At 56.7% G+C, this 25,518-nt stretch carries 21 protein-coding genes; 4 read left to right on the forward strand and 17 right to left on the reverse strand.

Annotated elements, in window-relative coordinates:
- Nucleotides 1-32 precede the first annotated feature (32 nt).
- From JF535_RS12690 to JF535_RS12705, 4 genes are all read right to left on the reverse strand, one after another.
- Nucleotides 33-878, reverse strand: a complete 846-nt coding sequence (locus tag JF535_RS12690) for a PA4780 family RIO1-like protein kinase (protein ID WP_207002682.1) — start codon at nucleotides 876-878, stop codon at nucleotides 33-35.
- Between the two features lie 65 nt (nucleotides 879-943).
- Nucleotides 944-1,867 (reverse strand): M14 family metallopeptidase, encoded by a 924-nt coding sequence (locus JF535_RS12695; RefSeq protein WP_207002684.1) that lies wholly within the window; start codon nucleotides 1,865-1,867, stop codon nucleotides 944-946.
- 82 nt (nucleotides 1,868-1,949) lie between these two features.
- Nucleotides 1,950-2,528 (reverse strand): cation efflux transmembrane domain-containing protein, encoded by a 579-nt coding sequence (locus JF535_RS12700; protein WP_207003805.1) that lies wholly within the window; start codon nucleotides 2,526-2,528, stop codon nucleotides 1,950-1,952.
- A complete protein-coding gene (locus tag JF535_RS12705) occupies nucleotides 2,528-4,918 on the reverse strand; it encodes a DNA polymerase II (RefSeq protein ID WP_207002686.1) in 2,391 nt (796 codons plus the stop codon). Before JF535_RS12705 ends, JF535_RS12700 begins: the two co-directional genes overlap by 1 nt.
- A 731-nt stretch (nucleotides 4,919-5,649) precedes the next feature.
- On the opposite strand from JF535_RS12705, the gene JF535_RS12710 reads away from it, so the two are divergent.
- Complete coding sequence (locus JF535_RS12710; protein ID WP_207002688.1) at nucleotides 5,650-6,897, forward strand: hypothetical protein; 1,248 nt, start codon at nucleotides 5,650-5,652, stop codon at nucleotides 6,895-6,897.
- A gap of 336 nt (nucleotides 6,898-7,233) precedes the next feature.
- Here the strand turns inward: JF535_RS12710 and crtB are convergent, their stop codons facing one another.
- Genes crtB through JF535_RS12750 form a run of 8 tightly spaced genes read right to left on the reverse strand, consistent with a single transcriptional unit; the run spans nucleotide 7,234 to nucleotide 15,602 of the window.
- Complete coding sequence (gene crtB, locus JF535_RS12715) at nucleotides 7,234-8,196, reverse strand: 15-cis-phytoene synthase CrtB (protein WP_207002690.1); 963 nt, start codon at nucleotides 8,194-8,196, stop codon at nucleotides 7,234-7,236.
- Nucleotides 8,186-9,691, reverse strand: coding sequence for a phytoene desaturase (locus tag JF535_RS12720; RefSeq protein ID WP_207002692.1), 1,506 nt, complete (start codon nucleotides 9,689-9,691; stop codon nucleotides 8,186-8,188). The genes crtB and JF535_RS12720 overlap by 11 nt, the downstream gene beginning before the upstream one ends.
- Nucleotides 9,688-10,878, reverse strand: a complete 1,191-nt coding sequence (gene crtY / locus JF535_RS12725; protein WP_207002700.1) for a lycopene beta-cyclase CrtY — start codon at nucleotides 10,876-10,878, stop codon at nucleotides 9,688-9,690. Before crtY ends, JF535_RS12720 begins: the two co-directional genes overlap by 4 nt.
- 24 nt (nucleotides 10,879-10,902) lie before the next feature.
- Complete coding sequence (gene fni / locus JF535_RS12730; protein WP_207002702.1) at nucleotides 10,903-11,964, reverse strand: type 2 isopentenyl-diphosphate Delta-isomerase; 1,062 nt, start codon at nucleotides 11,962-11,964, stop codon at nucleotides 10,903-10,905.
- Nucleotides 11,954-12,478, reverse strand: a complete 525-nt coding sequence (locus tag JF535_RS12735; protein ID WP_207002710.1) for a sterol desaturase family protein — start codon at nucleotides 12,476-12,478, stop codon at nucleotides 11,954-11,956. The genes fni and JF535_RS12735 overlap by 11 nt, the downstream gene beginning before the upstream one ends.
- A gap of 14 nt (nucleotides 12,479-12,492) precedes the next feature.
- Complete coding sequence (locus JF535_RS12740; RefSeq protein WP_207002712.1) at nucleotides 12,493-13,701, reverse strand: ABC transporter permease; 1,209 nt, start codon at nucleotides 13,699-13,701, stop codon at nucleotides 12,493-12,495.
- A complete protein-coding gene (locus tag JF535_RS12745; protein ID WP_207002714.1) occupies nucleotides 13,698-14,711 on the reverse strand; it encodes an ABC transporter ATP-binding protein in 1,014 nt (337 codons plus the stop codon). Before JF535_RS12745 ends, JF535_RS12740 begins: the two co-directional genes overlap by 4 nt.
- 9 nt (nucleotides 14,712-14,720) lie before the next feature.
- Nucleotides 14,721-15,602 (reverse strand): polyprenyl synthetase family protein, encoded by an 882-nt coding sequence (locus tag JF535_RS12750; protein ID WP_207002717.1) that lies wholly within the window; start codon nucleotides 15,600-15,602, stop codon nucleotides 14,721-14,723.
- Between the two features lie 483 nt (nucleotides 15,603-16,085).
- Here JF535_RS12750 and JF535_RS12755 point away from each other — a divergent pair, with 483 nt between their 5' ends.
- The gene (locus JF535_RS12755; protein ID WP_207002718.1) at nucleotides 16,086-16,868 is read left to right on the forward strand and encodes an OmpW/AlkL family protein; all 783 of its coding nucleotides are present in this window, start codon (nucleotides 16,086-16,088) and stop codon (nucleotides 16,866-16,868) included.
- A gap of 57 nt (nucleotides 16,869-16,925) precedes the next feature.
- Here the strand turns inward: JF535_RS12755 and JF535_RS12760 are convergent, their stop codons facing one another.
- Together JF535_RS12760 and JF535_RS12765 are read right to left on the reverse strand one after the other, a co-directional pair.
- A complete protein-coding gene (locus tag JF535_RS12760; protein ID WP_207002720.1) occupies nucleotides 16,926-17,957 on the reverse strand; it encodes a hypothetical protein in 1,032 nt (343 codons plus the stop codon).
- Nucleotides 17,958-18,083: 126 nt separating this feature from the next.
- On the reverse strand, nucleotides 18,084-18,752 hold the full coding sequence (locus tag JF535_RS12765; protein ID WP_207002722.1) for a DUF998 domain-containing protein: 669 nt from the start codon (nucleotides 18,750-18,752) through the stop codon (nucleotides 18,084-18,086).
- Nucleotides 18,753-19,125: 373 nt separating this feature from the next.
- Between JF535_RS12765 and JF535_RS12770 the strand changes: the two genes are divergently transcribed.
- Complete coding sequence (locus tag JF535_RS12770; RefSeq protein ID WP_207002724.1) at nucleotides 19,126-19,725, forward strand: hypothetical protein; 600 nt, start codon at nucleotides 19,126-19,128, stop codon at nucleotides 19,723-19,725.
- 299 nt (nucleotides 19,726-20,024) lie between these two features.
- Here the strand turns inward: JF535_RS12770 and JF535_RS12775 are convergent, their stop codons facing one another.
- Entirely contained in the window at nucleotides 20,025-20,492 is a 468-nt protein-coding gene (locus JF535_RS12775; RefSeq protein WP_207002726.1) for an Lrp/AsnC family transcriptional regulator, read from the reverse strand.
- A 135-nt stretch (nucleotides 20,493-20,627) separates the two neighbouring features.
- Here JF535_RS12775 and JF535_RS12780 point away from each other — a divergent pair, with 135 nt between their 5' ends.
- Nucleotides 20,628-21,224, forward strand: a complete 597-nt coding sequence (locus tag JF535_RS12780; protein WP_207002728.1) for an OsmC family protein — start codon at nucleotides 20,628-20,630, stop codon at nucleotides 21,222-21,224.
- Between the two features lie 158 nt (nucleotides 21,225-21,382).
- Here the strand turns inward: JF535_RS12780 and prpF are convergent, their stop codons facing one another.
- On the reverse strand, nucleotides 21,383-22,576 hold the full coding sequence (gene prpF / locus JF535_RS12785; protein ID WP_207002730.1) for a 2-methylaconitate cis-trans isomerase PrpF: 1,194 nt from the start codon (nucleotides 22,574-22,576) through the stop codon (nucleotides 21,383-21,385).
- Between the two features lie 145 nt (nucleotides 22,577-22,721).
- Complete coding sequence (acnD, locus tag JF535_RS12790) at nucleotides 22,722-25,331, reverse strand: Fe/S-dependent 2-methylisocitrate dehydratase AcnD (RefSeq protein ID WP_207002731.1); 2,610 nt, start codon at nucleotides 25,329-25,331, stop codon at nucleotides 22,722-22,724.
- Between the last annotated feature and the right edge of the window lie 187 nt (nucleotides 25,332-25,518).

Below are 25,518 nucleotides of genomic sequence, written 5' to 3' on the forward strand. Positions count from 1 at the left end.
GTTCCCTCTCAACGATGCGCCAGCACCTGGCCCTATTCCTCCCAGGCCGGCGCCATGCGTTCGGCCTGTTCTTCGCGGACATCCTCGATGACGGCCATCAGATCCCCGACGTCGACGCTGCCCGCGTCCTGTTCGAACAACCCGGTCAGGGTAATTTCCGGGTGCAGTTCACCCGCTTCATACAGGGCCCAGATTTCCTTGCCGTAATCGGTCGTTAATAATTCCGGGGCGAAGCGCCCGAAATAGGCACGCATGTTGTCGACGTCGCGTTGCAGCATCATCGCGGCGTTGTTGTTGCCGGCCGCATCCACCGCCTGGGGCAAGTCGATGATTACCGGGCCGTCAGGGTCCAGTAGTACGTTGAACTCGGACAGGTCGCCGTGAACCAGGCCTGCACACAACATCCGCACCACATCGCCCATTACCTGGTCGTGATACTCGCTGGCCTGCTCCGCGGTCAGCGTGACGTCATCCAGTCGCGGGGCCGCGTAGCCATCTTCATCCGCCACCAATTCCATCAACAGTACACCGTCGACGAAGCCGTAGGGCTCGGGGACGCGCACGCCGGCTGCCGCCAGCCGGTACAGTGCATCGACCTCGGCACTCAGCCAGGCCTGCTCCTGCTCTTTCTGGCCGTAGCGGGTCTTCTTCGACATCGCCCGCGCGCGGCGGCTGTTGCGCATCTTGCGGCCTTCCTGGTACTGCACCGCCTGCTTGAAGCTTCGCTTGCTGGCCTCTTTGAAGACCTTGGCACAACGCAAGCTGTCGCCGCAGCGCACCACATACACCTGTGCTTCCTTACCGCTCATCAACTGCGCCATGACCTCATCGATCATGCCGTCATCGACCAGTGGTTGTAATCTCTTGGGTACTTTCATAGATCTACTTTTGATTATCGGCGGAGGCGACTTGCTACTGCACCACCGCCGATTTGTTGTGCCTGCTAGCCATGCGCCAGCGCGTAGTCGACGGCCGCACACACGGCAACCGCCTGCGCGGTATTGCACTGCTCGGGCGTGGCGCGGGGGCTATCGGGGTAGACTTCGGTAGTGGTCTTGTAGGTGGCATTGGTGACGCTGGCGCAGAGGCCCAGCTTCTTGAGCGGATACTCGATAACACCGCGCGCAACCACCGGCGAACCGATGATTTCGTTGTTGTCATCGGCCGGGGCGATATGGGTGACCTGCTCTACTGCCGCTATGACGGCCTGCTGGAACTCCGGCTGCGGGTGCTCGCTGTCATCCACCAGATAGAAGCCATCGGGAATGCCGCCCGGCGTGTAGGGCTTGCCATCGCGGGCGGCCAGTGCCGGGCGGAACTCGGTCTCGTCGGTATCGGTGGTCTCGTGCAGGTCGATATGCATTACTACGCGATCAACCAACGGTGCCACCAGTCGCATCAACGCCGCCGACTCTTGCGCCGGACTGTTCTCGTAGAACGAACGATTGGGGTCGATCGCGTTCGCATTCCAGCGGTGGATGCGCTCATAGCCCCAGGGGCTGATACAGGGGGCCACCAGCAGGTTAGCGCGGCCGACGTAGCCCGCCGCATGCTGATCCACGAACTCCAGCGCACCGTGTACGCCACTGGATTCGTAGCCGTGTACCCCACCCGTCACCAGCATCACCGGCAGGTCGTCATTCCAGTTGCGGCTGCGGATCGCCAGCAGCGGAAAGCGCTCATCGCCGTACTCCAGACGACCGTACTCCTCCACGTCGAAGCGATCACGCAAGCGCTCGATCTTGCTGACCACCTCAGACTCATAGCTGCGGTGACGGGTCTGTCGCGACAGCCATTCGGTGCGCTCCGCCTCACCCCACGGGGTGCCAGAGCTACCGATTGGATAGAAATCGAGGGACGTGTTCATAGCGCGTGTTCTCCCGTGAAGTGCCAGATAGGCCGGCATTCTAACACTCGCACAGGGGCGCCCAGGCCATTTATCGGTGGTTTTACGGGGACTTCTCGGTCTCGTTCGCCTCGCGCACGATTTGGAGCCCACCCCGCACAACCAGCACAGAAATGATGGTACCGATCAATAGATCCGGGTACCGACTGCCCAGTATCGCCACCAGGACACCAGACAAGATAACCCCCAAATTTGCGAGAACATCATTGACGGAAAAAATCCACGATGCCCGCATATGCACACCGCCATCTCGGTGCCTGGAGATCAGCGCAAGACAAACGACATTGGCCAGCAGCGCCACGATGCCCACCACAACCATCAAAATACTTTGCGGCTCGCTGCCAAAAGACAAACGCCTGAGCACCTCGAACAGCACGCCGATACCTAACAGAATTTGCAGAAAACCGCTGACTCTGGCTGCCGTGGCCTTCTTCGCCACCACCTTGCCAACCGCGTACAGCGATAGCCCGTAAACAAAAGCATCGGCCAGCATATCCAGAGAATCTGCGAGCAATCCGGTTGAATGCGCGATCAAACCCAACACAAGCTCAAGCAAAAACATGCATGCATTGATCGACAACAGCACAACCAGAGTGTTTCTTTCCAACCGCTTTTCCTGCATCACTCAGTGCCTCCGAACAAACCCAGCTGGCCATCCACCAAGCCGTCAAAATCCAGATCAATAAACGGCAATATGGCATCGGCCACAGGCTTGAGCTGCTTGTCGATATAGTGCTGGTAATCGACTGGTGACTGACGGTAATCCACGGGCTCGGGACCGTTGAGGGTGATCACGTAACGAATCCAGCCCTTGTTCTGGTAGCGGGGTGCCAGCCCCTGCTGCTGGCGAATTTCATCGGCCAGTCGCGCGGCACGCACCTGGGGCGGGACGTTTTTTATGTATTGTTCCAGTTTGCGCCGGAGTCGCTTGCGGTACACCAGCTGCTCGTCCATCTCCCCTGCCCGGGTTTTCTCGACCGTCTCGCGGATATAGTCGGACGGGTCTTCACCCTTAAACACCATTTCGTAGAGCTTGGTCTGGAACTGCTTGGCGAGCGGCGTCCAGTCGCTGCGCACGGTTTCCAGACCCTTGAAGACGAGCTTTTCCTCATCCCCACTCACCACCAGGCCCGCATAGCGTTTCTTGGAGCCGGCCTCCGAGCCGCGAATGGTGGGCATTAAAAAGCGCTGGTAGTGGGTTTCAAATTCGATCTCCAGTTCGCACTCCAATGCCAGCTCGTCTTTGAGCTTGTTCTGCCAGCGCGTGTTGATCTCGCTGGCCAGGCGCTTGCCGATCGCATCTGCCTCGTCCTGGCTGGGTTGGCCGCTCAGCCAGACAAAGGTGGAATCGGTATCGCCGTAGATGACCTGGTGATTCCCTTCATCCATCTCCTCAATCCAGCGGGCCGTCTGCTGCATGATCTCGTGACCGCGCAGGGTGATGGAGCTGGCCAGGCGCGTATCGTAAAAACGGCAGCCGCCACTTCCGAGTACTCCATAGAAGGAGTTCATGATGATCTTGATGGCCTGAGAGCGGGCGGCATCCTGCTCCCGCTTGGCGATGTCACGCTCGGCCCAGAGGCTGGTAATGATGTCCGGGAGGAAATGCTTGTCACGAGAAAATCGCGCGCCGCGAAAACCGGGGATGGTGTTGTTGTCCGTCCCACCCTCTTCTGATTCCTCTTGCGCCTCCTCAGCCAATCCCTCAATCAACCCCATAGGATCGATCTTGAAGGTGCGGATAATGCTGGGATACAGGCTCTTGAAGTCCAGCACCAGCACGTTGTCGTACAGGCCCGGCCGGGAATCCATCACATAGCCGCCGGGGCTCGCGAGACCACCGTCGGCCGGCAGGTTGGGCGCCACATAGCGGCTACGGTGGAGCTTGGGCAGGTAGAGGTTGGTAAAGGCCGCCACCGAGCCGCCGCTGCGGTCGAGCTCCAGGCCCGTGAGCTGGGCCCGCAGGCGCAGGTAATCCAATAAACGGGTGTGCTGGTATATGTCCCACACCAGGCGGCAGTCTTCCAGGTTGTAGGCGGCCAGTTTCGGTTTGTTATGCCGAAAGTCATGCTCAATCGCCGCCAGGCGGTTGTCCACGTGTTCGGTGTCCTTGCCCCTACCCAGCAGTGTCTGGGCCACGAACTCCAGGCTGAAGCTTTCAAAGCTGTAGGTAGCATTTTTCAGTCCGTCAATGCCGTCCAGTACGACCCGGCCCGGTAGCGTTACGAAGCCTTGGTTACCTTCCCGGCCATCCCGCCAGCGGGCATCGGTGCCACCGCGCCCCAGCTTCAGGCGCAGGCCATGACGCCCTGCCCGCTTCAGCAGCAGCCGAAAATCAAAGTCCACCACGGCCCAGCCGATGATGATATCCGGGTCCAGGCGTTGGATTCTGGCCTCAAGGGCCTTGAGTAGCGCCCGCTCGTCCTCTACCCAATGGATGCTGGTGTCAGCGGCCTCCGGTTTGCCGACCATCAACACCTCTTCCACCCCATGCCCGTAGAGACCGACCGAATACAGCTCACCCTGGCCGGAGCACTCCACGTCCAGGGAGACCACCTTGAAATCGGGCTGCACCTCGGCGCCCTTGAGCCGCACCTTGCGATATTCCGTGTAGCCCTCTTTGGCCCGGGCCACACCTTCAAAGTAGAGGCCACCGCGGGCAAAGCGCTCCATCAGGTAACGATCGTGAAGCCGAAAATCTGCCTCGAATACCTCGATGCCTCGATCTTTCAACAGGGTCTGAGCCCGGCGGTGGGCGTCGATGGTTGGGAAATACAGCATGGCCGCTTCCTCACGGCCAAAGGTCTGGAAGCCCAGCTGTTGCCAATCGAAAGGCACGCCGGCCAGCGCCTCAGTCACCTGGGCGCGGTCCGCGACCTTCACCATAAAAACCGGGCGCTCACCTTCAATAACCAGCTTGACCGGGCCCTCAGGCGTGGCCAGCCAGTAGTGGATGCAGGTGCTGCCGCGCTGGTCAAAGCTGTGGCGGGTGAGGAGAAATCCTTGAGGCAAGAGACTGTACTGCGTTGAGGCTTGGGTTGGGGCTTTTGCCGAAAATGGGCATTATTCTACTGGATAAATACACAGATATCAGCAATCGACAAAACTTTAAGAGGAAGTTCTGGCTGCCTGCCCATGTAGAAAGTAGGTAGGGAGAGCGCACCGGGGAACTGTAAGTTATCCGCAGACAGAAGGGGGCACTGTCAGGTGAACACATTCACGAACAGGGCAAGAAGTACGTTCAGATCTCAATTATGGCACCAAAAGCGCTCAACTCGATTAATGCCACGATGCTTCTCTGACCTTATTTATTAACTCTGTATCTGATTCATAGGAAGCCGCCGTGGCATTCTAAGCGCACGAGTAAGCTCATAGGCTTTTATGTACATGAAAATTTAGGCCTTTTGGCTTCTAAATAATTTTTTTCAATTGATACCATGCCAATTTTATAAATATGAACGACATTTCGATTTGACTGCAGGATACTATCCCCCGAGCCCAACAAACTCGATATCGATTAACCAAGGTTATAACTCTAATAACCGGCACTCAGGCTACCTTTCCTGGAAGCCGGAAGCAGACTGTTTCAGATCCCGCACCATCTATCGAAGCTATCACTAGTCCAGAAGTACGTTTCCGACAACAGAGCCCACTGAAAAATAGGAAATTCATCAGATGCACCCATAGCCATGCATGTGGCCAGCTTTGGAACACTTAAAACTCTTCGAAAAGGACATTTCTCAATGAAACTGATAAACAGAACCGGGCAAGTCGTCACCATAAAAACCTTTAACTGGAAAGACGGCGTGAAATCTTATGAAAAAAGCTATGAATATCTGCATAAGGATCAACACTGGAATAGTGGACAGGGGTTTGCTAATGCTTCCGTGTCCGTTTGGCATGGAAGGGTATCCCCTGCTGACTTCTTCTGGATGACGAAGAACTCACTCGACCCAAATCGCTTGATTAACGCAGGTCCATGCTCCAATACAGAAGTCCACATAATCCGTACCAGCGGCAAAGGCTTTAAGATTATTCACTGGAGTCAGGTGGCAAAAAAATGGCAGGGTATCTCACAGGAACTGGGTGCCGATAACGACGGAAATAATGCAAATATTGAAAAAGGCCTTCAGGGTGGAATGATCTTGTTAAGCGGCCTGGCAACGGGTATCGCTGCTCTTGGACCTGTTGGCGCGGCGCCCTCAGGAATGATAATGGGCTTAGGCAACCTGATTTTATTTGCTCTCATGCCCGACGATCAGCAACCTCCACCTCCGCCCAATCTGGACGAAATTCAAGATGCAGTACGGAAGGTTGTAAAAGAAGAAATTGACACCAATGAAGCCGAAAAGGCAGCCACAAGTTTTGAGCAGACCTCCAACTGGCTTTACAACCTCGGCAATCTAGCTCACTCACAGCTCGAAGGAACGAGCGTAGGCGAAGTTCTAACTGAACTATCACCTCACGACCAAGAGGATGCTATTAATAAGATTGAAAATATCACCAGCGGCCTTGATCTCTTCGAAAGCAACCTGGCACATATGAACAACCACCCAGAAATCGCTCGCTCTATCCTTCCCGCCTACATTAGTGGTATCGCTAGCAGTTTGCACATTCGCCGCTTGCATGAGTGGTTGCGTAGAAAAGACGGCTCTCGAATCACCGACGAAACGTTAACTGGCTATCTGGATCATTTAAAGAGATGCCGTAACGGACTTGATGCTGCACGCAATACTTTTGTGGAACATTGCAACTCACTAATTACAGCCGACGGGCTGGACGGCGTAGCCGAAGCAGAAGAGCTAAAGAAACTGTACAACAAGACTCGCTGTGGCGAAGAAAGCTTGGATTTCGTAGATAAAGCAATCGGTTTACTGGACGGTATCCGACAGGATATTCAGTCGGACATCGAAAATCTAAAACTCGGCCGAAATCCCATACATTTCTGGAAAGAAGAATGGTTCAAGACAACCGAAGCTGAGCCTGCGTAATGCTTTGATATAGAAATAAGTGGGGTCAGATCATACTTTTAGCACTACATACCGCAGTATGATTAATACCATAAAGTTGGTCTGGTCCCATTAATTTTTCCACACCAATGGAAACCATGTTGAAATCCGGCTGTACCTCGGCGTCTTTGAGACGAGCCTTCCGATAGTCCGTGTAGCCGTTGAATGCCCACGGGCTATGGGTTTTGATTGTGGCTTTCATTTCGAATGTCGCGCGCCTCATAAGTGACTGAACGGGTAAAGTATCTCTACCTGTCAACAAGTGCGCTGATACGCTCAAGAGTTCTCTCAAAGCACGGACGTCCCATGAAGGAGGCACTAAGCTGGACGCTGCCAGAGACCGCCAGATCTTGGCACCGGCCGGTACCAGCGGGATGCCACCGCCTGAGCAAGTCCCTGCCCTAGCAAGCGCGCCTTGTCCAACCTGGTGGTCGAGATACGCGAGTCCCAGGCCCGGGCGCCGTGCGCTTTCACCTTTATCCCGATTTCCCGATAGACGCCGCGGGCGGTGGCGATGGCCCAGGCGCAGCGAGGCGGCAAGGCCGACAAGCCACCTTGTGCGGAGTCATAGTAGGGTTCCGCCAGATCGATCAGTTGTCGGGCCATACGGGCCAGAGCCTCACGATGCTGTGGCGCTGTGATCTCCTGGCGTGCAATGCCGGCTTCTTCCAACCATTGTTCGGGCAAATAGCAGCGACCGATCTGTGCATCCTCGATGATGTCGCGGGCGATATTGGTCAGCTGGAAGGCCAGCCCCAGGTCACAGGCGCGATCCAGGGTGGCCTCATCTCTCGCACCCATGATCCAGGCCATCATGACGCCCACCACGCCGGCCACGTGATAGCAGTAGTCCACGGTATCGTCGATGGTGACATAGCGTCGCTGTGCCACGTCCATGGCGAAGCCGTCCAAGTGGGCCTGGGGATAGCACTCGGGAATCCCATGGCGGAGCGCGACTTCCTGAAAGGCGGCGAAGGCCGGACTTTGCATGGGCTCGCCCGCATAAGCGCGACGTGTTAAGTCTCGCAGCTCGTTCAGGCGCGCCTCGCTGCTTTCGCTCCGAGCTTCGTGAGCTTCGTGAGCTTCGTGAGCGTCATAAGTTTCCTGCGCGGGAAAGCCCAGCTGCTGGTCGTCGATCACGTCGTCGCAATGGCGGCACCAGGCGTACAGCATCATGGCACTGCGCCGAGTGGCAGGGTCGAACAGCTTGGCGGCGGTGGCGAAACTCTTGGAGCCCGCGGCGATCGTCTGCGCGGCGTGCTGTCCCAGCTTATCCCTCATTGAGTCCCTCCAGCATCAGGCCCGCAGTGGCCTTGGCGGAACCGATCACTCCCGGCACTCCGGCGCCGGGATGGGTGCCGGCTCCCACCAGATAGAAATTGTCGATCCTGGCGTCCCGGTTGTGGGGCCGGAACCAGGCGCTCTGGGTGAGCGTCGGCTCAAGGGAGAAAGCAGACCCCAGGTGGGCGTTGAGCTCCTCGCGAAAATCCACAGGCGTGAAGTGCCGGCAGGTCAACAGATGCGCCCGAAGCCCTGGAATATAGTGACGCTCGAGATAGTCGAGAATGCGGTCGCGGTAGATCGGACCCTGGGTTTCCCAGTCGATGTTCGCCTTGCCAAGATGTGGCACCGGCGCCAGCACATAGTGCGCGCTGCAGCCTTCCGGCGCCAAGCTCGGATCGGTGACGCAGGGTGAATGCAGATAGAGGGAAAAATCCTCGGCCAGGGTGTCCGCGTTGAAGATTTCGTGGATCAATTCCCGGTAGCGCGGGCCAAAGCACACTGTATGGTGCTCGAGGCCTTGCGGTGGACGGTCCAGACCGAAATAGATCACGAACAGCGACATACTGTAGCGCTTGCGGCCCAGGGCCCGGCTTTTGCGGGCGCCGCGGGAGTGCCCGCTCAAAAGCTTGCTGTAGGTATGCATCACGTCCGCGTTGGAGGCCAGTGCATCCGTCGGCACAAGCCGGCCATCCGTCAGGGTGACGCCGTTCACCCGATCCCCCGTGGTCTCGATGCGCTCCACTTCCGCGTTCAGTTCGAGGGTGCCGCCGAGGTCCTCGAACAACTGGACCAGGCCCCGCACCAGAGCACCGGTGCCGCCCCGCGGAAACCATACGCCCCACTCCCGCTCCAGCGCGTGGATCAGCGTATAGATCGAGGACGTAGCGAAAGGATTCCCCCCGACTAGCAGGGAGTGAAAGGAAAAGGCCTGACGTAGGTGCGGGTCTTCAATGAATTTCGACACCATGGCATAGACGCTGCTCCAGGCCTGAAGGCGAGCCAGCTGCGGCCCGGCGGCGAGCATGTCGCGAAACGAGAGAAACGGCACGGCACCGAGCTTGCGATAGCCCTCCTCGAACACCGCCCTGGAGTAACTCAGAAACCGTCGATAGCCCTCCACGTCTCGTGGGTTACGCTCGGCGATCTGTCGATCCAGTGCGGCCTGATCGTTGACGTAGTCAAAGGCCGGGGCATCTTCCCAGCAGAGACGGTAAAAGGGCTCGACCGGCAACAGTTCGGCATAATCCGCCAGGTCCTTACCCGCCAGTTTAAAAAGCTCTTCCAGGGCGGAGGGATCGGTAATTACCGTGGGACCGGCATCGAAGGTGAACCCTTTGTCCTCATAGACATAGGCGCGGCCGCCGGGCTTGTCGCGCTTTTCTAGCAGAGTGGTCTGATAGCCACCCGCCTGCAGGCGAATCGCCAGGGCCAGGCCGCCGAAGCCGGCACCGATCACCAGGGCACGCTGGGGTTGGGATACGGGTCGTGTCATGTGCGTATTCCGAAAGAAGTGGATGCGATCTTTTGTGGTGAATTCAGCCACACCGCCTTGAGCGCTTCGCCAAGGGGCACCGGCGGTTTGCCGATCAATATGCGCGCCTTGTCGGCCGGGGTCAGGCGTCCGGCGTAGAAGCGTTCGATGAGCGGTTCCGACAGGCCATAAAAGCGCTGCATGACCTGCCAGCGTCGCTCCGGGCGGCCAGCCAGAAACAGCATGCGATTGAGCAGGCGAAAGTAGCCCTGTCGCCGCCATTCACAGGCGGCGAACGCATGGATAGTCTGGAACAACGACGCCGCATCGAGATCTCCAAGCTCAGCGATGCACTCCGCCAGTGCCATGGCCTGGGGCAACGAGTAACCGGTGGTGGGATGGAACAGACCGGCGCGCAGGCCACTTCGCGGTTGGCCCTGGGCGCTCTGCCAGAAGCTATCGAAATCGCCCGCCAGGGTGATGGGCAGCACGCCGCTCTCCTCCCGCAGGGTATCGACGATGTGCCAGTCGCGATCCCGCGCATAGGCCTCGATATGCGCACGCAAGTGGGATGCGTCCACCTCCGGGCGGTCCACATAGTGGGTATCCTCGATCAGCAGGGTATCGTGGCTGAACGGCAGCACGTAGACGAACCGGTAGCCGTCCTGTTGAGGCACGCTGGCGTCCATGAGGATCGGCTCTTCCAGGCCATGGGGCTTGTCCAGGCGCACTTCGCGACCGAGAAATGCCTGATAGCCCAGGGTCAGATGCGCGCTGTCGATGGGCCCCCGGCCGTCGATCACCGCGTTCGCGCGCAACACTCGGCCATCCTCGAGCTCCACGCTGTCCGCAGAAAGCTGGGCCACGCGCGTGTCGGTCCACAACCTGTCTCCCAGGGCTTCCTCAAGCACGCGGGCGAAATCCCGGGAAAAGATGCTCGCATAGCCTCCGTTCAACAGGCGCTCGCGGTCCGGAAAAATCACCCGGTGCCGCGACCAGCGACGACCTACCAAGGGCGCCAGCCAGGCATGTTGGGCTGCAGAGAGATCACCCTCGTGAAACGACCAGGTGTGCTCACCACCGGGGCGACGCTCGCTTTCCAACATCAGCAGACGCAACCCCGGTTGCGCCTGTATCAGGCGTAGGGCGATCAGGCCGTTGGCCAGGCCGCCGCCCACCAGTATCAGGTCATGGTCCGGCGCATTCACGGGCAATACCCCTTGGCGACAAACCTAGTCATGGGGCTCTCCCAGAGGAACACCGCGATCATCCAGCAATACCGCCGCGCGCAAGGCATGCAGATCCGCACTGCCGCTACAGAAACAGGCGATACGCAGCTGCTGGATGACCACCTCAAAGTGCTCGACCACTGCCTGACTGGAATCGGTGGCACTCTCGAGCACTGCAGCGGCCTGCCCCACCAGATCCGCGCCCAGGCGGATTGCCTTGGCCGCGTCCACTCCATCTCGAATACCGCCGGAAGCAATCAGCGGCGTATCCGGCAAGGTCTTGCGTACCGCCCGAATGGCCTGAGCGGTGGGGATACCCCAGCCAGCGAAGGCCATGGCGACCCGGCGCTGGGTCTCATCTGTCGCGCGCTCCGCCTCCACCGCCGCCCAGCTGGTGCCGCCGGCGCCGGCCACGTCGATCATCGCTACCCCCTCTTCCACCAGCGCCCGCGCCACTTCGGGGGAGATACCCGCACCCACTTCCTTAACCACCAACGGCACCCCGAGGGACGCAACCAGCGTACCGATGGCCTGAAGCACGCCACGCCAGTCGCGGTCGCCGCCCTCTTGCACCGCCTCCTGCAGGGGGTTGAGATGGACGATCAATGCATCCGCCTCGATCATCTCCACTGCCCGCAGTGCCCATTCGATCCCCCGGGGTTCCCGCAGCTGACCTGCGCCGATATTCCCAAGCAGGGGGATATCCGGGGCGATGCGTCGCAATTGCCTGGTCAGGCCGTGATCGCTGCCAGACTGCAGCGCAACGCGCTGGGAACCGATGGCCAAAGCGATACCCAGGTGTTGGGCGGCTTCTGCCAGATGATGATTGATATCTTTGGCCCGCGCGGCACCGCCGGTCATTGAACTGATCAACAGCGGCGCGTTTAAGGGTTTATGGAAAAATCGTGTACTGAGATCGATATCATCCAGGTGCAACTGTGGCAAGGCACAATGGGCGAAGCGATAATCGGCGAATCCGGTAAGGGCCGAAGTCTTGGCCCGACGCGCGTCCAACACGATATCGAGATGATCATTCTTGCGTTTCACCAAATCGTTATCGGTCATGCCGCGCTCCCGCTAGAGATGCAGCCTGTTGCTGCTTTAGGCGTTTCTTGAGTTTTCTGACATCTGGTGCATAGAGAAATCCGAAGGACACCGTACCCTCTCGGGTGCGTACCGCATGATGTATTCGGTGCGCCTGGACCAGACGCTTCAAGTAGCCACTCTTCGGCTGCCAGCGAATCGGCCAGCGCCGGTGAACCATTCCGTCGTGAAACAATGAGTACACTACGCCGTACAGCGTAATGCCGGATGCGATTGCCATGAGTGGCTTCCAATAAAGGTCACCCACCGCAAACAGTCCGATCACGACCAGTGAAAACACAACCACATACAGATCGTTTTTCTCGAACACGCCGCCAGTGTTTTTAAGATGGGGTTGGTGATGGGATTCGTGATGGGACTTGTGCCAACCCCAGCCCCAACCGTGCATGATGTACTTGTGGGCGTACCAGGCGAACACCTCCATGCCCAGGAAAGCCACGACCACAAGTACAAGCGTCCACAACCATTCCATCATGGATTAGGCCTCCCTTATGCCGGCGTCTTGAATAGGGGTACGGCCGCTAACAGCAGGCACACCAGGCCAACCGCAGCCAGGATGCCGCCGGGCTGAGCCAGCTGAGCCCAGCTGTCGCCGCGAATCAACGCTCCGTAAAAACCTTCGATCGCCCACGCATTGGGTGTGAACAAGCTCAGGGTCTGCAACCAGTCAGGCATCATGAAACGTGGCACCATTGAACCGCCGATGGCGGAAATGATGAGCACAAAAAATGACGAAAAGGTCGTCGCTTGCTGGGTTGTTCGACACAGCGACAGAAGTAACAGCGCCAGCCCGGCACTCGCGGCGGCGCAGGCGAATGCCATCACAACAACTTGCGCCAGCACGCGCTCTATCTCCAAACCGAATCCGAACCTTGCGACCAGAAAAATAGCGCTGGCCTGCAAAAATCCCACGGTTAGCAAAAACAGAAACCGTCCCAACAGCAGCCGAGCGTGTGCCGCTTTGCTCAGCAGCAGGCGTTCGGAGATACCGTTTTGCCGCTCTTCCAAACTGACCATGCCGGCATTCACGGCGGACAATAACAAGAACAGAATCGTGGTGGCGCCGGCATAGTAAGCAATGCCACTCAGCCCAGAGACTGAAGCTGGCGCCTGGCCATAAACCGGCTGGAACTCGATAAGCGCGTCATCGGTGATTGCACTGCCCGGCTCGCTCGCCATCGAGTCTAAAGCGGCATCCAGGCGCGCCTGTTGTTCCGGGGTGAAACCATCAACTAATGCTTCTGTGCTTTGCGCAAGACGTTGCGCAAGCACCTGTGGTTGTTGGGCGGCGAGGCTTTTTCGCAGCCAGCCCTGTAAAGACAGCGCTGCAATTTCACGGGTCGGCTCGCTGACGATGGTAAACAGCGGCCCCCTGTTAGCGCCTGCCTGTCCGTGGATGATTACCGCTGTATCGAAATTGCCCTGTCGCACCTCTTCCAGCAGTTGAGCACGGTTTGAATCCGGCAGTGCCGTAATCTCCACTTCTTTGCTTTGTGTCAGGTACTGCGCGAAGTCTTGCATTACCGGATCTTCCGACTCCAACGCGAGCCCTACCCGCAAGTGCAAGTCGCCTTCCGCGGCGCCAGAGAAGATACTGGCAAAGATAGCAAATACCAGGCTGGGCAAAGCAAAGGCCAAAAGTAACGCACCGCGGTCACGCCACAAGCCCAGCGCCATCACCCGGAAAATTGCCCTCATGACTCCTGCTCCGACTCAGACGCCACCACAGAATCGGTGCGGGCACCGGTAACGTGCTGCATCACGTGTTTCAATCCGGGCCGGCGTACCGAGACCTCGGCAATGGCATCACGGGCTCCCGCAAGGTCGCGATAGAGGTGATCGATCAGCTTATCCAGCGGCAGGTCACTTTCCAGACACCATTCACTGATCTTTTTATTACGCTCATCATTACTGTCATCAATACCGTCATCACTGCGACGGCGGAAACCGATTTCCCGCAGCCGATCACCGAGCGCTGGGGGAACCATGTGCACCGTGCGCACAACGAAGAGCTGACGGTTACCGAAAGTTTCGTGTACCAGTGCCTGGGGCTCGTCCAGGGCTCTCAGCTGGCCTTGGTGAAGTAGCGCTACGCGATGGGATAGCACTTCCGCTTCATCTAATTCGTGGGTAACCACGACCACGGTCGCACCCTGCTCGGCGCGGCGGCGAATAAGGTCGTGGATTGACATGCGCACGCCCAGGTCGACCCCGGCGGTGGGTTCGTCCAGCACAAGTAGAGCGGGCTGCGAGACCAGGGTGGCTGCCAGGTGTAAGCGCCGTTGCATACCACCGGACAGCTGGTCTACCCGCACATCGGCCTTATCTGTTAACTCGATTTCTTCCAGCGCCTGACTAACCCGTGCGCATATTTGCTGGCGACGGACACCGGTGCAGCGCGCAAAAAACGCCAGGTTCTCACGCCCCGTCAGGTGCCGGTATAAACCCAGGAACTGAGGGGTGAAGCCGATCGAATGCTGATAAGCCTTGCCCGGAAAAAGCGCCTTCCCTGCGATAAATATTTTCCCAGAGGTAGGACGCAACTTGCCGGTGATGGCGCGCAACAACGTCGATTTTCCTGCACCATTCGGTCCGAGGATGCCGAGTATTTCACCTGGTTCCACCTGCAATGAAACATCGTCCAAGGCGCGGTGGCTGCCGTAAACGACCCGCAGTCGGTCAATGGTGAGTGCTGCCGTCGCCGTCATTCGCCCGGTTCAACTCCAGAGCCTTTGCGCCGCACCGTTGAAGGTAACGAACTGTTGCTCCACGAGCGCTGCGAGTGACGATTCCTCGTGCCCTGCTCTGCGCAATTGCTCTCTTGCCAACGCTTGTGCGTCGTTCAATGCGCCTCGAGCTTCCTCCGGTGTGTAAAGAGAAAGCAAAGTGGTTTTCCCCACATCCTGCTGCGTGTCCTTACCGGTCTCTTGTGCAAAGGTACTGTGGTCCAACATATCGTCGTACAGCTGAAACAGCAGACCAAAGGCACGGGAAAAACGCGTGAATGCCTCGATCGCGTCTGCGTCCATTCCCCTGAGCCGCGCACCGGTGACGACAGCAAACTCAATCAAACACCCTGTTTTCTGGTGATAGTGCTGCTCAATTTCGCTCTTGGCGCCCACAGGCTGATCCTGCAAATCAGCGATCTGCCCGCCAACCAATCCCATAGAACCAATAACATGACTGAGATGCGCGCTGATGGCGACTTTGGTGGAAGCATCCACGTTGGGGCAATTCGCGACAACGCCGTACGCAAGATTAAGGAAGTTTATTGATGCAAGAATGGCGGTGCTTTCGGAAAAACGTATGTGTGTGCAGGGGCGACCACGGCGCATCGTCGCATCGTCCATACAGGGCAGATCATCGAGAATCAGCGAAGCGGTATGCACCATTTCCGATACGCAGGCCATATGGAGGAAGTGACTGTCACTGGCGCCGTTCGCAGCCAGAAGCGTAAGAAGCGGTCGCAAGCGTTTGCCGGGACCCAGCAAAGCGTAATGCATGGCTTGATGCAGATGCGTGGGCGATGCTTCTTGCGCTGGCAGAAGTTCCAGCAAGGTTGCATTTATCAGGCTCTTTAAATGGACCACTTCCATCATTGGCGCCGATACAGCAACTGGAGCCTGTCTCTTACAGGCTGAAGACGCGACAATCGCGGGATCTGCGACGGACGCTTGCGGATTGTGTGTAAAAGTCACCCTATTCCCTCGGTTGACTAGTGATGCGACAGCAATAAAGCCAGGACTGACTCCATCGAACCGCAATTTGAGAAATTATATTGTCGTTGCCTATTTTGTAGGCCAGGACGCCGGCGATATTGGAGGTCAGAACCTCCTCTCTTATAAGTACGCCGATGTAACGAGCCAACTACACGTGACAGCATAGACTACGAACGGCGTGCCAACCCCTGACTGGGCTGCGCATATTGCGATCCCCGTTTGTTCTCCCCACAGCCATCCGCATTTCCACGAAGAAAGCGCCTATACCTGCCATTTGGCACATAAAGTAAGTTGTGCACGCCTTAAGCCGAAAATGCGTGTATTACACTTTTTGTTCCATGGGTATAAAAGGAGTTACCTTAAATGAAACGGATTTTGAAATTTTCGCCTATCCTGGCGCCATTGGCTTTGGCGCTGAGCAGCACCGCCTCGGCCAACCCACTTGGCCTGACCGGACCGCAGGACTTTATTGTCCGTGCCGGCGGATACTATATTTCCGCAGGCGATGACGAGGTTAGCTTTGTCGACGATTCATTCCGGTATTTCGATGCATTTCGCGCAAACGTTGATCCAGGCTCCGAGTGGGGCTGGTATTTCAACCTTGAGTGGAAACCGGTAGAGCACTGGGGTATCGAGCTTGGCTATATGGACGGCGACTCGCACACCAGCAGTCACGGTGACGAGTTCTTTACACTGGGTTTCGGCGATGTCGAATATCGCGATGTAGTCAGCTTTGATGCCAACATCAGCACCTTGAGCCTGAAATTCTACCCACTGGATGAAACCTGTATGGTTCAGCCCTATATCGGTGGTGGAATTAGCTATACCGACTTCGGTGATACTGGCCTTAGCCGTGCAGTGCGGAACGACCTCGCTGACGTAGGCCTGCGGGGCAACTTCGATCTGGGCTCCTCCTGGGGCTACACCTGGCAAGCGGGCGTCGATTTCAATTTCGGACGGGACAGTTCCTGGCTGGTAAATTTCGCCGCGGTGTACGCGGAGTCCTCCACCGAGATGCGGATGCAGGTTTTGGATGACGTTGCGCCACCCCCTGGTGTAGACCGGTTTTTTGAGTCCTATTCCGGGGACTACCTCTATGACCCCTGGATGCTGAATCTGTCAGTAGGCTACAAGTTCTCCTTCTGATACTCCGAATTCGGCAGGTTATATCGGGCGCTTCGGCGCCCGTTTTTCTGGACAGGATCAATCGATCTGACGGCGGCCGCCATCGGTCCGGCGCGGCAGCGGCTCACGCGCCCAGCGTTCCTGATCGCGCTTATCCGCTTTCTTTTTGGACTTCTTTTCCTTTTGCTTTGGTTGCTCGCGCTTTGGTTGCTCACGTTCCTTGCGCGGAGCTGGCTTCGCAACAGGAGCGCGCTGCTCATTTGGCGCATTGCGCTGGCGCTGGGGCTTGCCGCGGTGGTTTTCTGGTTTGGACCTGTCGCGCACCGCGCGGCGATCGATTACCGGGCGTTCCACTGCAGGAACAACGCGTGGGTCGCGAATGCCGACCGGCTTGCCCGTAACTTTCACTACCCGCTCGTCCTTGGTTAATTTTCGGTCTGGATTCCGGCGCTCACTACCGCGGTCATTACGGCGATCCCCACTCCGGTTATCCGCCTGAAACGCCCCCCCCTTTGGTTTGGCGACACCTGCAAACCCATGTGCGCCGTCTCGGCCACGATTCGGGCGCTCCTCACGACGATCCTGGCGTTCCTCACGACGATCCTGGCGTTCCTCACGACGCTCCCAGTCCTTCTCACGACGATCATGCCGATACGCCTTGCTGTCATACCGATCCCGCTGCTTGTATCCGTGGTCATCACCGTGCCGGCGCGGCGGTCTGTGGTGGTGCCCTCCGGCATAGTAATGGCCGTGGCGGCGCAAGCGCGTATGCCACCGATCATTGAAGTGTACCGAGAACGTCAGATTCCGGGCCGGATACCAGGGGCCACGCCAGTCACTGGCACTGATCCAATGGTCCTGATACCACCGATAGTAATGCCCGTGTCGATAGAAAACGTCACTGCGGTCGTAGAACACATAAACGCCTAGGTTATCGTCGTAGTAGCGATAACCGGGATCGGTGATCACAGAATAGGAGTAGACCGGAGGAGCCTCGCGGACATAGGTGCTCCCGCCGATCACCGGCGGCGCAGATGGGTAGGTAACACAGCCACCGAGCGTCAAAGTGATGGTGAGAGCGGCGAGTAAACGGTATGGGATCTGGCGCATGGTGCGTTTTCCTTGGATTCACACCTGCTTTTTAACCCGGCGCAACTGAATCAACCCTGAATCAGCGCACAAAAGAACAGAAAACAACCAATAACGGGAAATGCGTACAACCCCATAAATCAATTATCATCCAGAGAGCTCAATTTTTATACGCTCATCCTCATTGGTAATAAATGGCAACATACGGCTCGCTGTCATCCATGCCACACCAAATGCCATCAATCCTGTCGCCTCGACATAGTAAGTCAGCCGCTGGGTAATACCGCTAAAATCTACCCATTCCAGAAAATCGAGCAACTGCACGGCCATAGCGCCAACCATGACCACTGCGCAGATCCTATAGATCCAACACCTAATTTCCGACTGCTTGGAACTTTTGACTTTAGCTCTCAGGGAAAACAGCCAACAAAAAATTGCAAGAATAACGAACATTAATACTGCCGAGGCCGTGTGGAGAATCCCGGTCATCGTCGCCTCTCCGTCAATCCCCCGACCTGTAAAACAATCGCATGGAAAAAATGCCACTGCTGCGACAGCGACGGCGCCGACTTTACTTAAGACAGCTTGAAACAAAGAGTAGCCATTATACGACCAGAGAAAAGCCGAGATAACACAGAGAGACCCAACGAGTACATCTCGGGCATTATCCGTTAAATGATATGACAGACTAATTGAGCTGATACTGACCCCGGGTGTCAGACAGTCCGTAAAAAACGCCAGCGACAAAGCTATAGCGCCCACGATCAATTTGGCAGTGTGGTGATCAATTTCCGTGTCTAGTAGTTCCCTATCCATGAACTCAACCTCATATATGCGGCGTTATTAGCAGTTGGATGTGGTTTGCCATCCACACCCAAGCACGCACCTGAATATCGAACTCGCCCTTTCTTATTGTTATGGTCATAGACTACTGGATGCAAATCTCAGTGGGTGCCAATGAGTGTCATAATGTTCAGCTACCCCCTTACTTTCAATGAAAATCCTCAACACCACGTGAGTTCTACAGAGAGTACAACGGCCACAGCTATCTGAGCTTTTCGATAAATGCTCAGTGGCTAATTTAGTTTAGAATCCACGCTTTCAACCAAGAAAAAATGGAAGGTGGTACGTCAGTCTCAAATCAAAGAAGCTGAATACACTCCATGCGACTGAACAAGGATAAAAGGATATGTCTGTTAACGAACACGCGACCAAGGAACAGGTGAACCGACTGGTTAACACCGCTCTGGCAGCGATTAAGAACAAGGATAAAACCCCGAACTGGAATCAGACTCTGACTCAGACCCTGGATCAACTCTCGTTAATCGGCCGAAATCTGAATACCGCCAAACATGGCGTGCAGCACTTTGGTAGAGTGATGGCGAGCGACACTAATCGACACAACACCTACCGAGCCAACCAATCCGTGAATTCGAAGCTAGAGACGCTCTCATCGCTTGAATCCTTCCTCGCCAAAGAATGGAAAAAAATTGGTGATGCGCTTAACGCAGACTTGAGAAAGATACCAACGGAAGGCAAGAATGAAATGGAACTCCTGGATATGCTTGCGGGAGAAATTGAGTCATTCGACAAATTACTTCGCCAAAACGTCAGCAAGGTTTCAAAGCACAACTCTAATCCACATCAAACGATGATCATTCAAAGAGAAATCACCCAATTGAATGCAATGCCTGCTCTTACAGCACCAAGCATGCTTGTTTTGATTTCTATAGGCATTCGGTTATTCGCGATGTTCGTTGGTGCTAAAAAGGTGAGCAGCAATAAATAGCCGCGATTTCCCGTTTGGCAGCCAACTAGCCGCTGTATGTTTTTATCCGACAGGCTCAATACCTGTCGGAAATATATAATTCTTTTGCATACTGTTTTAGCCAATCGGCATAGGTGATTATAACCTGCCATAAAAAGGAGCAAAAATGCCACTAATTATCCAGTTTAATAACATGTTGCTGAACCACTGCAGGTCCGAGGCGCGACAACCTAGCCATCGAGCTTTCCCTTCTCTCTTCTCTCTTCTCTACGGCAATAGACTAATGGATGAAAAAATCAGTGGGGACTTAACCCGCTTTGTTATTCAGGCAGCTCCACCGGCAAGCAGGTCGTGTGTTTCACTTGATCCAAAACAAAGAGGGTTTGCGCATCCTTTATTTCGGGAAACCCTCGTAGCGTTTTTAAAATAAATTGTGACAATTCTTTGTTATTTCTCGCCACCACCTTCATTAAGTGATCATACTGTCCGGACAATGAATAACACTCCAAAATGAGCGGATGGGCTTGCACAGCCGCTTTAAAGCCGTCAAATTCCGCTTCATTATTCTGATTAATACTCACTTGAACAAATGCGACCACCCCAAACCCCGCCTTTTCATCATCTAAAATCGCGCTATAACGTTTAATGATACCCCGCTCTTCCAGACTTTTAGTGCGTCTCAGGCAAGTAGACTCAGACATATGAATTTTTTTTGCCAATTCCGCGATCGGTAAGCGACCGTTGTCTTGCAGGGTTGTTAGCACCTTTTTGTCTTGCTTGGTAAGCATGGCGTCATCCTTCAAAAATTGCATATATTTGAAGGATACCACCACAATATGGACAGAAAAAGAATGTTTTGACGAAATCGCCCACCAGTTTTCCCATAAAATTTACGTACAAATCAACGGCCACGAGCACACCCTATGACCGAAAAAACGAATTACCATGTTGGGGAATTCAGCAATCAACAACCGTTAATCACGCAATATCAACCATCTAAATTCGCAAAGGCCAAACACCCTGAGCCCTACCGATTTGAGGTGAATTTGAGCGCAGAGGCAGGTAAAAAACAAAGAAAACAGGGGGTTGTTTCGGTCAACATCCCAGGCTTTAGTCCTGTAAAATTGTATTGCGATGAACAGCCACCTGTCGGGGACGACACCGCGCCGCCACCTTTAGCATTTTTTGCCGCCGGTATAGGCTTCTGCCTAATGACGCACCTTACCGACATCCTTACCGCGCGTAAAATTCAGGTGGACAATTTAAAGCTCGAGCAGCGCATTGTGTTTAGGACAAACCTTGGCCATATGCGCGAACATGGATACATGACAAATGGTGGTTGTGACGTGGTAGAAACGCACGTGATTATCGATAGCCCCGAGTCAGAGCATAAGATAAAAGATCTACTTGATGAGGCAGAAAATGGTTGCATGGCACACTATGCCCTAAGAAATCCAATCCCCTGGTCAACCCGCCTTATCTACAATGGCAACGAGGTTATCAGCAGACAGGGCGCTTAAAACGACACACGCTCTGCTCCCTTGCAGTGACGATATATCAGTGTCCCCCCAGCCAAAAAAAGAAAAAAGCGAGCCCCTCTTCAGGTTCGCTTTTTCGACTTCCCAAATTAACCCAAACTGTATTTATCACTATTCGAGGGTCCTTCCCCAAAGTGACGCTAGAGGCAGCCTCTAGGCACCCGCACCCAACCCTCCATCAATATCCGCGCACTGCGGCTCATGATGGCCTTAGTTGCCGTCCACTGCCCATTTACGACTTCCGCTTCCGCACCAACCCGCAAGGTGCCGGACGGATGCCCGAAAGTTACGGCATTGCGCTCCCCTCCCCCAGCAGCCAGATTGACCAGGGTACCGGGAATGGCGGCGGCAGTGCCGATGGCGACGGCGGCGGTTCCCATCATGGCGTGGTGCAGTTTCCCCATGGACAGGGCGCGCACCAGCAGGTCGATTTCACCTGCGTCCACTTGCTTGCCACTGGAGGCCGCATAGCCTTTGGCCGGCGCGACAAACGCGATCTTGGGGGTATGCTGGCGAGCGGCGGCCTCTTCCACCTTTTCGATCAGGCCCATCTTGACCGCGCCGTAGGCTCGGATGGTTTCAAACATGGCCAGGGCCTTGTCGTCACCGTTGATGGCTTCCTGCAGTTCGGTGCCGGTGTAACCGATATCCGCCGCATTGACGAAGATGGTCGGGATGCCGGCGTTGATCATGGTGGCTTTCAGGGTGCCGACGCCCCGCACCTCTAAATCGTCCACCAGGTTGCCGGTGGGGAACATCGCCCCTTCGCCATCCGCCGGGTCCATGAATTCGATCTGCACTTCGGCCGCCGGGAAGGTGACGCCGTCCAGTTCGAAATTACCGGTCTCCTGCACTTCCCCATTGGTGATGGGTACGTGGGCGATGATGGTTTTTTTGATGTTGGCCTGCCAGATGCGCACGGTGCAGATGCCGTTTTGCGGAATACGCTCGGCATCCACAAAACCGCTGTTGATGGCGAAGGCACCGACGGCGGCGGTGAGGTTGCCGCAGTTGCCGGACCAGTCTACGAATGGCTTGTCGATGGAGACCTGGCCGAACAGGTAATCAACGTCATGATTTGGCTGCTCGCTCTTCGACAGGATGACGGTTTTGCTGGTGCTGGAGGTGGCGCCGCCCATGCCGTCGGTGTGTTTGCCGTAGGGGTCGGGGCTGCCGATTACGCGGAGTAGCAGGTTGTCTCTGGCTTGGCCTGGGGTTTGGGCGGGTTCTGGGAGGTCTTGTAGGCGGAAGAAGACGCCTTTGCTGGTGCCGCCGCGCATGTAGGTGGCTGGGATTTTGATTTGGGGGGGAAAGATTTGGGGTGCGGAGGTCATTGATGAGTCTCGCGGGTTTGTTTTTTGGGTTGTAGGAGCCTGCTTGCAGGCGAACAGGTTAGTGCTTTGTAGCTGTTCGCTTGCAAGCAAGCTCCTACGAGGAGCTTCGTAGGGGGTGTTCGCCTGCAGGGCAGGCTCCTACAAGTTAGGCTCTTGCTTCGGACTCCAGGAAGTCGTTGGCGAAGCGTTGTAGGACGCCGCCGGCTTCGTAGATGGAGACTTCTTCCTGGGTGTCGAGGCGGCACTTTACTGGGGCTTCTACGGTTTCGCCGTCTTTGCGGTGAATCAGAAGTGTCAGGGTTGTGCCTGGGGTGCGGTCGCCGATGACGTCGTAGGTTTCGGTTCCGTCCAATCGCAAGGTCTCGCGGGTGGTGCCGGGCTGGAATTCCAGCGGCAGCACGCCCATGCCGATCAGGTTGGTGCGGTGAATGCGTTCGAAGCCTTCGGCCACGATTGCTTCGACACCGGCTAGGCGCACGCCCTTCGCGGCCCAGTCGCGGGAGGAGCCCTGGCCGTAGTCGGCGCCGGCAATGATGATCAGCGGCTGCTTGCGGTCCATGTAAGTTTCGATGGCTTCCCACATGCGGGTGACCTTGCCTTCTGGCTCGATGCGGGCGAGAGAGCCCTGCTTCACTGCACCGTTGTCGTCGCGCACCATCTCGTTCAACAGTTTCGGGTTGGCGAAGGTGGCGCGCTGGGCGGTGAGGTGATCGCCGCGGTGCGTCGCATACGAGTTGAAGTCCTCTTCCGGCAGGCCCATTTTCGCCAGGTATTCACCGGCGGCACTGCTGGCCAGGATCGCGTTGGACGGCGAGAGGTGGTCAGTGGTGATGTTGTCACCCAGCACCGCCAGCGGGCGCATGCCTTTCAGGCTGCGCTCACCTGCCATCGCTCCTTCCCCCTCTTCATCCCAATAGGGCGGGCGGCGGATGTAGGTGCTCATCGGGCGCCAGTTGTACAGCGGCTCGCCCTTCTCTGCTTCCGCTTTGCTCAGGTCAAACATCGGGATGTAGACCTCGCGGAACTGCTCGGGCTTCACGCTCTGTTTGACGATCGCGTCGATCTCCTCGTCGCTCGGCCAGATGTCTTTCAGGGTCACCGGGTTGCCGTCTTTGTCGTGGCCCAGTACATCTTTTTCGATATCGAAGCGGATGGTGCCGGCGATGGCGTAGGCAACGACCAACGGCGGTGAAGCCAAAAAGGCCTGCTTGGCGTAGGGATGGATACGGCCATCGAAGTTGCGGTTGCCGGACAGTACGGCAGTGGCGTACAGGTCGCGGTCGATGACTTCTTGCTGGATTTTCGGGTCCAGCGCGCCGCTCATGCCGTTACAGGTGGTGCAGGCAAAGGCAACCACATCGAAGCCCTGTTGCTGCAGCTCCGGCAGCAGGTCGGCTTCTTCCAGGTACATTTTTACGGTTTTGGAACCGGGTGCCAGGGAGGTTTTCACCCAGGGCTTGCGGGTGAGGCCGAGTTTGTTGGCGTTGCGCGCGATCAGGCCCGCGGCAATCATGTTACGCGGGTTGCTGGTGTTGGTGCAGCTGGTGATCGCGGCGATGATCACTGCGCCGTCCGGCATCTCGCCTTCTTTCTCTTCCCATTCCTTGGCAATACCACGGTTGGCCAGTTCGGACACCGGCAGCAGTGCGTGTGGGTTGGATGGGCCGGCAAGGTTGCGGCCTACGGTGGAGAGGTCGAACTTGAGTACGCGCTCGTATTCGGCTCCCTTTAAAGTGTCTGCCCAGAGGCCGGTTTCCTTCGCGAACTTTTCTACCAGGGCTACCTGCTCGTCGTCGCGGCCGGTGAGCTTCAGATAGTCGATGGTCTGCTCGTCGATGGCGAACATACCGGCGGTGGCGCCGTACTCGGGCGTCATGTTGGCGATGGTGGCGCGGTCGCCCAGGCTCAGGCTGGAGGCGCCTTCGCCGAAGAATTCGAGATACGCACCCACTACGCGCTCGCGGCGCAGGAATTCGGTCAGCGCCAGTACCATGTCGGTGCCGGTGATACCGGGCTGCAGTTTGCCGGTCAGCTCGACGCCGACGATGTCGGGCAGGCGCATGTAGGAGGCGCGGCCGAGCATGACGCTTTCGGCCTCTAAACCGCCCACGCCCACGGAGATGACGCCGAGCGCATCCACCATCGGGGTGTGGCTGTCGGTGCCGACGCAGGTATCCGGGAAGGCGACACCCTCTTTCACCTGCACCACCGGAGACATTTTCTCCAGGTTGATCTGGTGCATGATGCCGTTGCCGGGAGGGATGACGTCGACGTTTTCAAATGCGGTTTTGGTCCAGTTGATGAAGTGGAAGCGGTCTTCGTTGCGGCGCTCTTCCACGGCGCGGTTCTTTTCGAACGCGTCTTTTTCAAAACCGGGGTGCTCGACGGCCAGGGAGTGGTCGACGATCAGCTGGGTGGGCACGACCGGGTTTACCTTGGCGGGGTCACCGCCCTTCTCGGCGATGGCGTCGCGCAGGCCGGCGAGGTCCACCAGTGCGGTCTGGCCGAGAATATCGTGGCAGACGACGCGCGCGGGGAACCAGGGGAAGTCGAGGTCGCGCTTGCGTTCGATGATCTGCTTGAGGGCATCGGTGAGTTTTTCTGGCTCGCAGCGACGCACGAGGTTTTCTGCCAGGATACGGGAGGTATACGGCAGTTTTTCATAGCTACCCGGCTGAATGTTTTCGACCGCTTCTCTTGTGTCGAAATAATCCAGGTCTGTGCCGGGGAGTTTTTTGCGGAATTCGGTGTTCATGTCAATCACGCTCGGATTGGAATCAGGCTCGCCGTAGGGCGGATAAGCGAATGCGCATCCGCCGCGATGGTTGGTGGATGCGCTTTGCTTATCCACCCTACTGCTGTGTGCGCTGCAAAAGCCTGCCTTACAGGCGAACAGTCTTGTGCTTTGTAGCTGTTCGCTTGCGCGGCAAGCTCCTGCATGT

Origin of the sequence: Microbulbifer salipaludis, from assembly GCF_017303155.1 — a bacterium.
GTDB classification, from domain to species: Bacteria; Pseudomonadota; Gammaproteobacteria; order Pseudomonadales; family Cellvibrionaceae; genus Microbulbifer; species Microbulbifer salipaludis.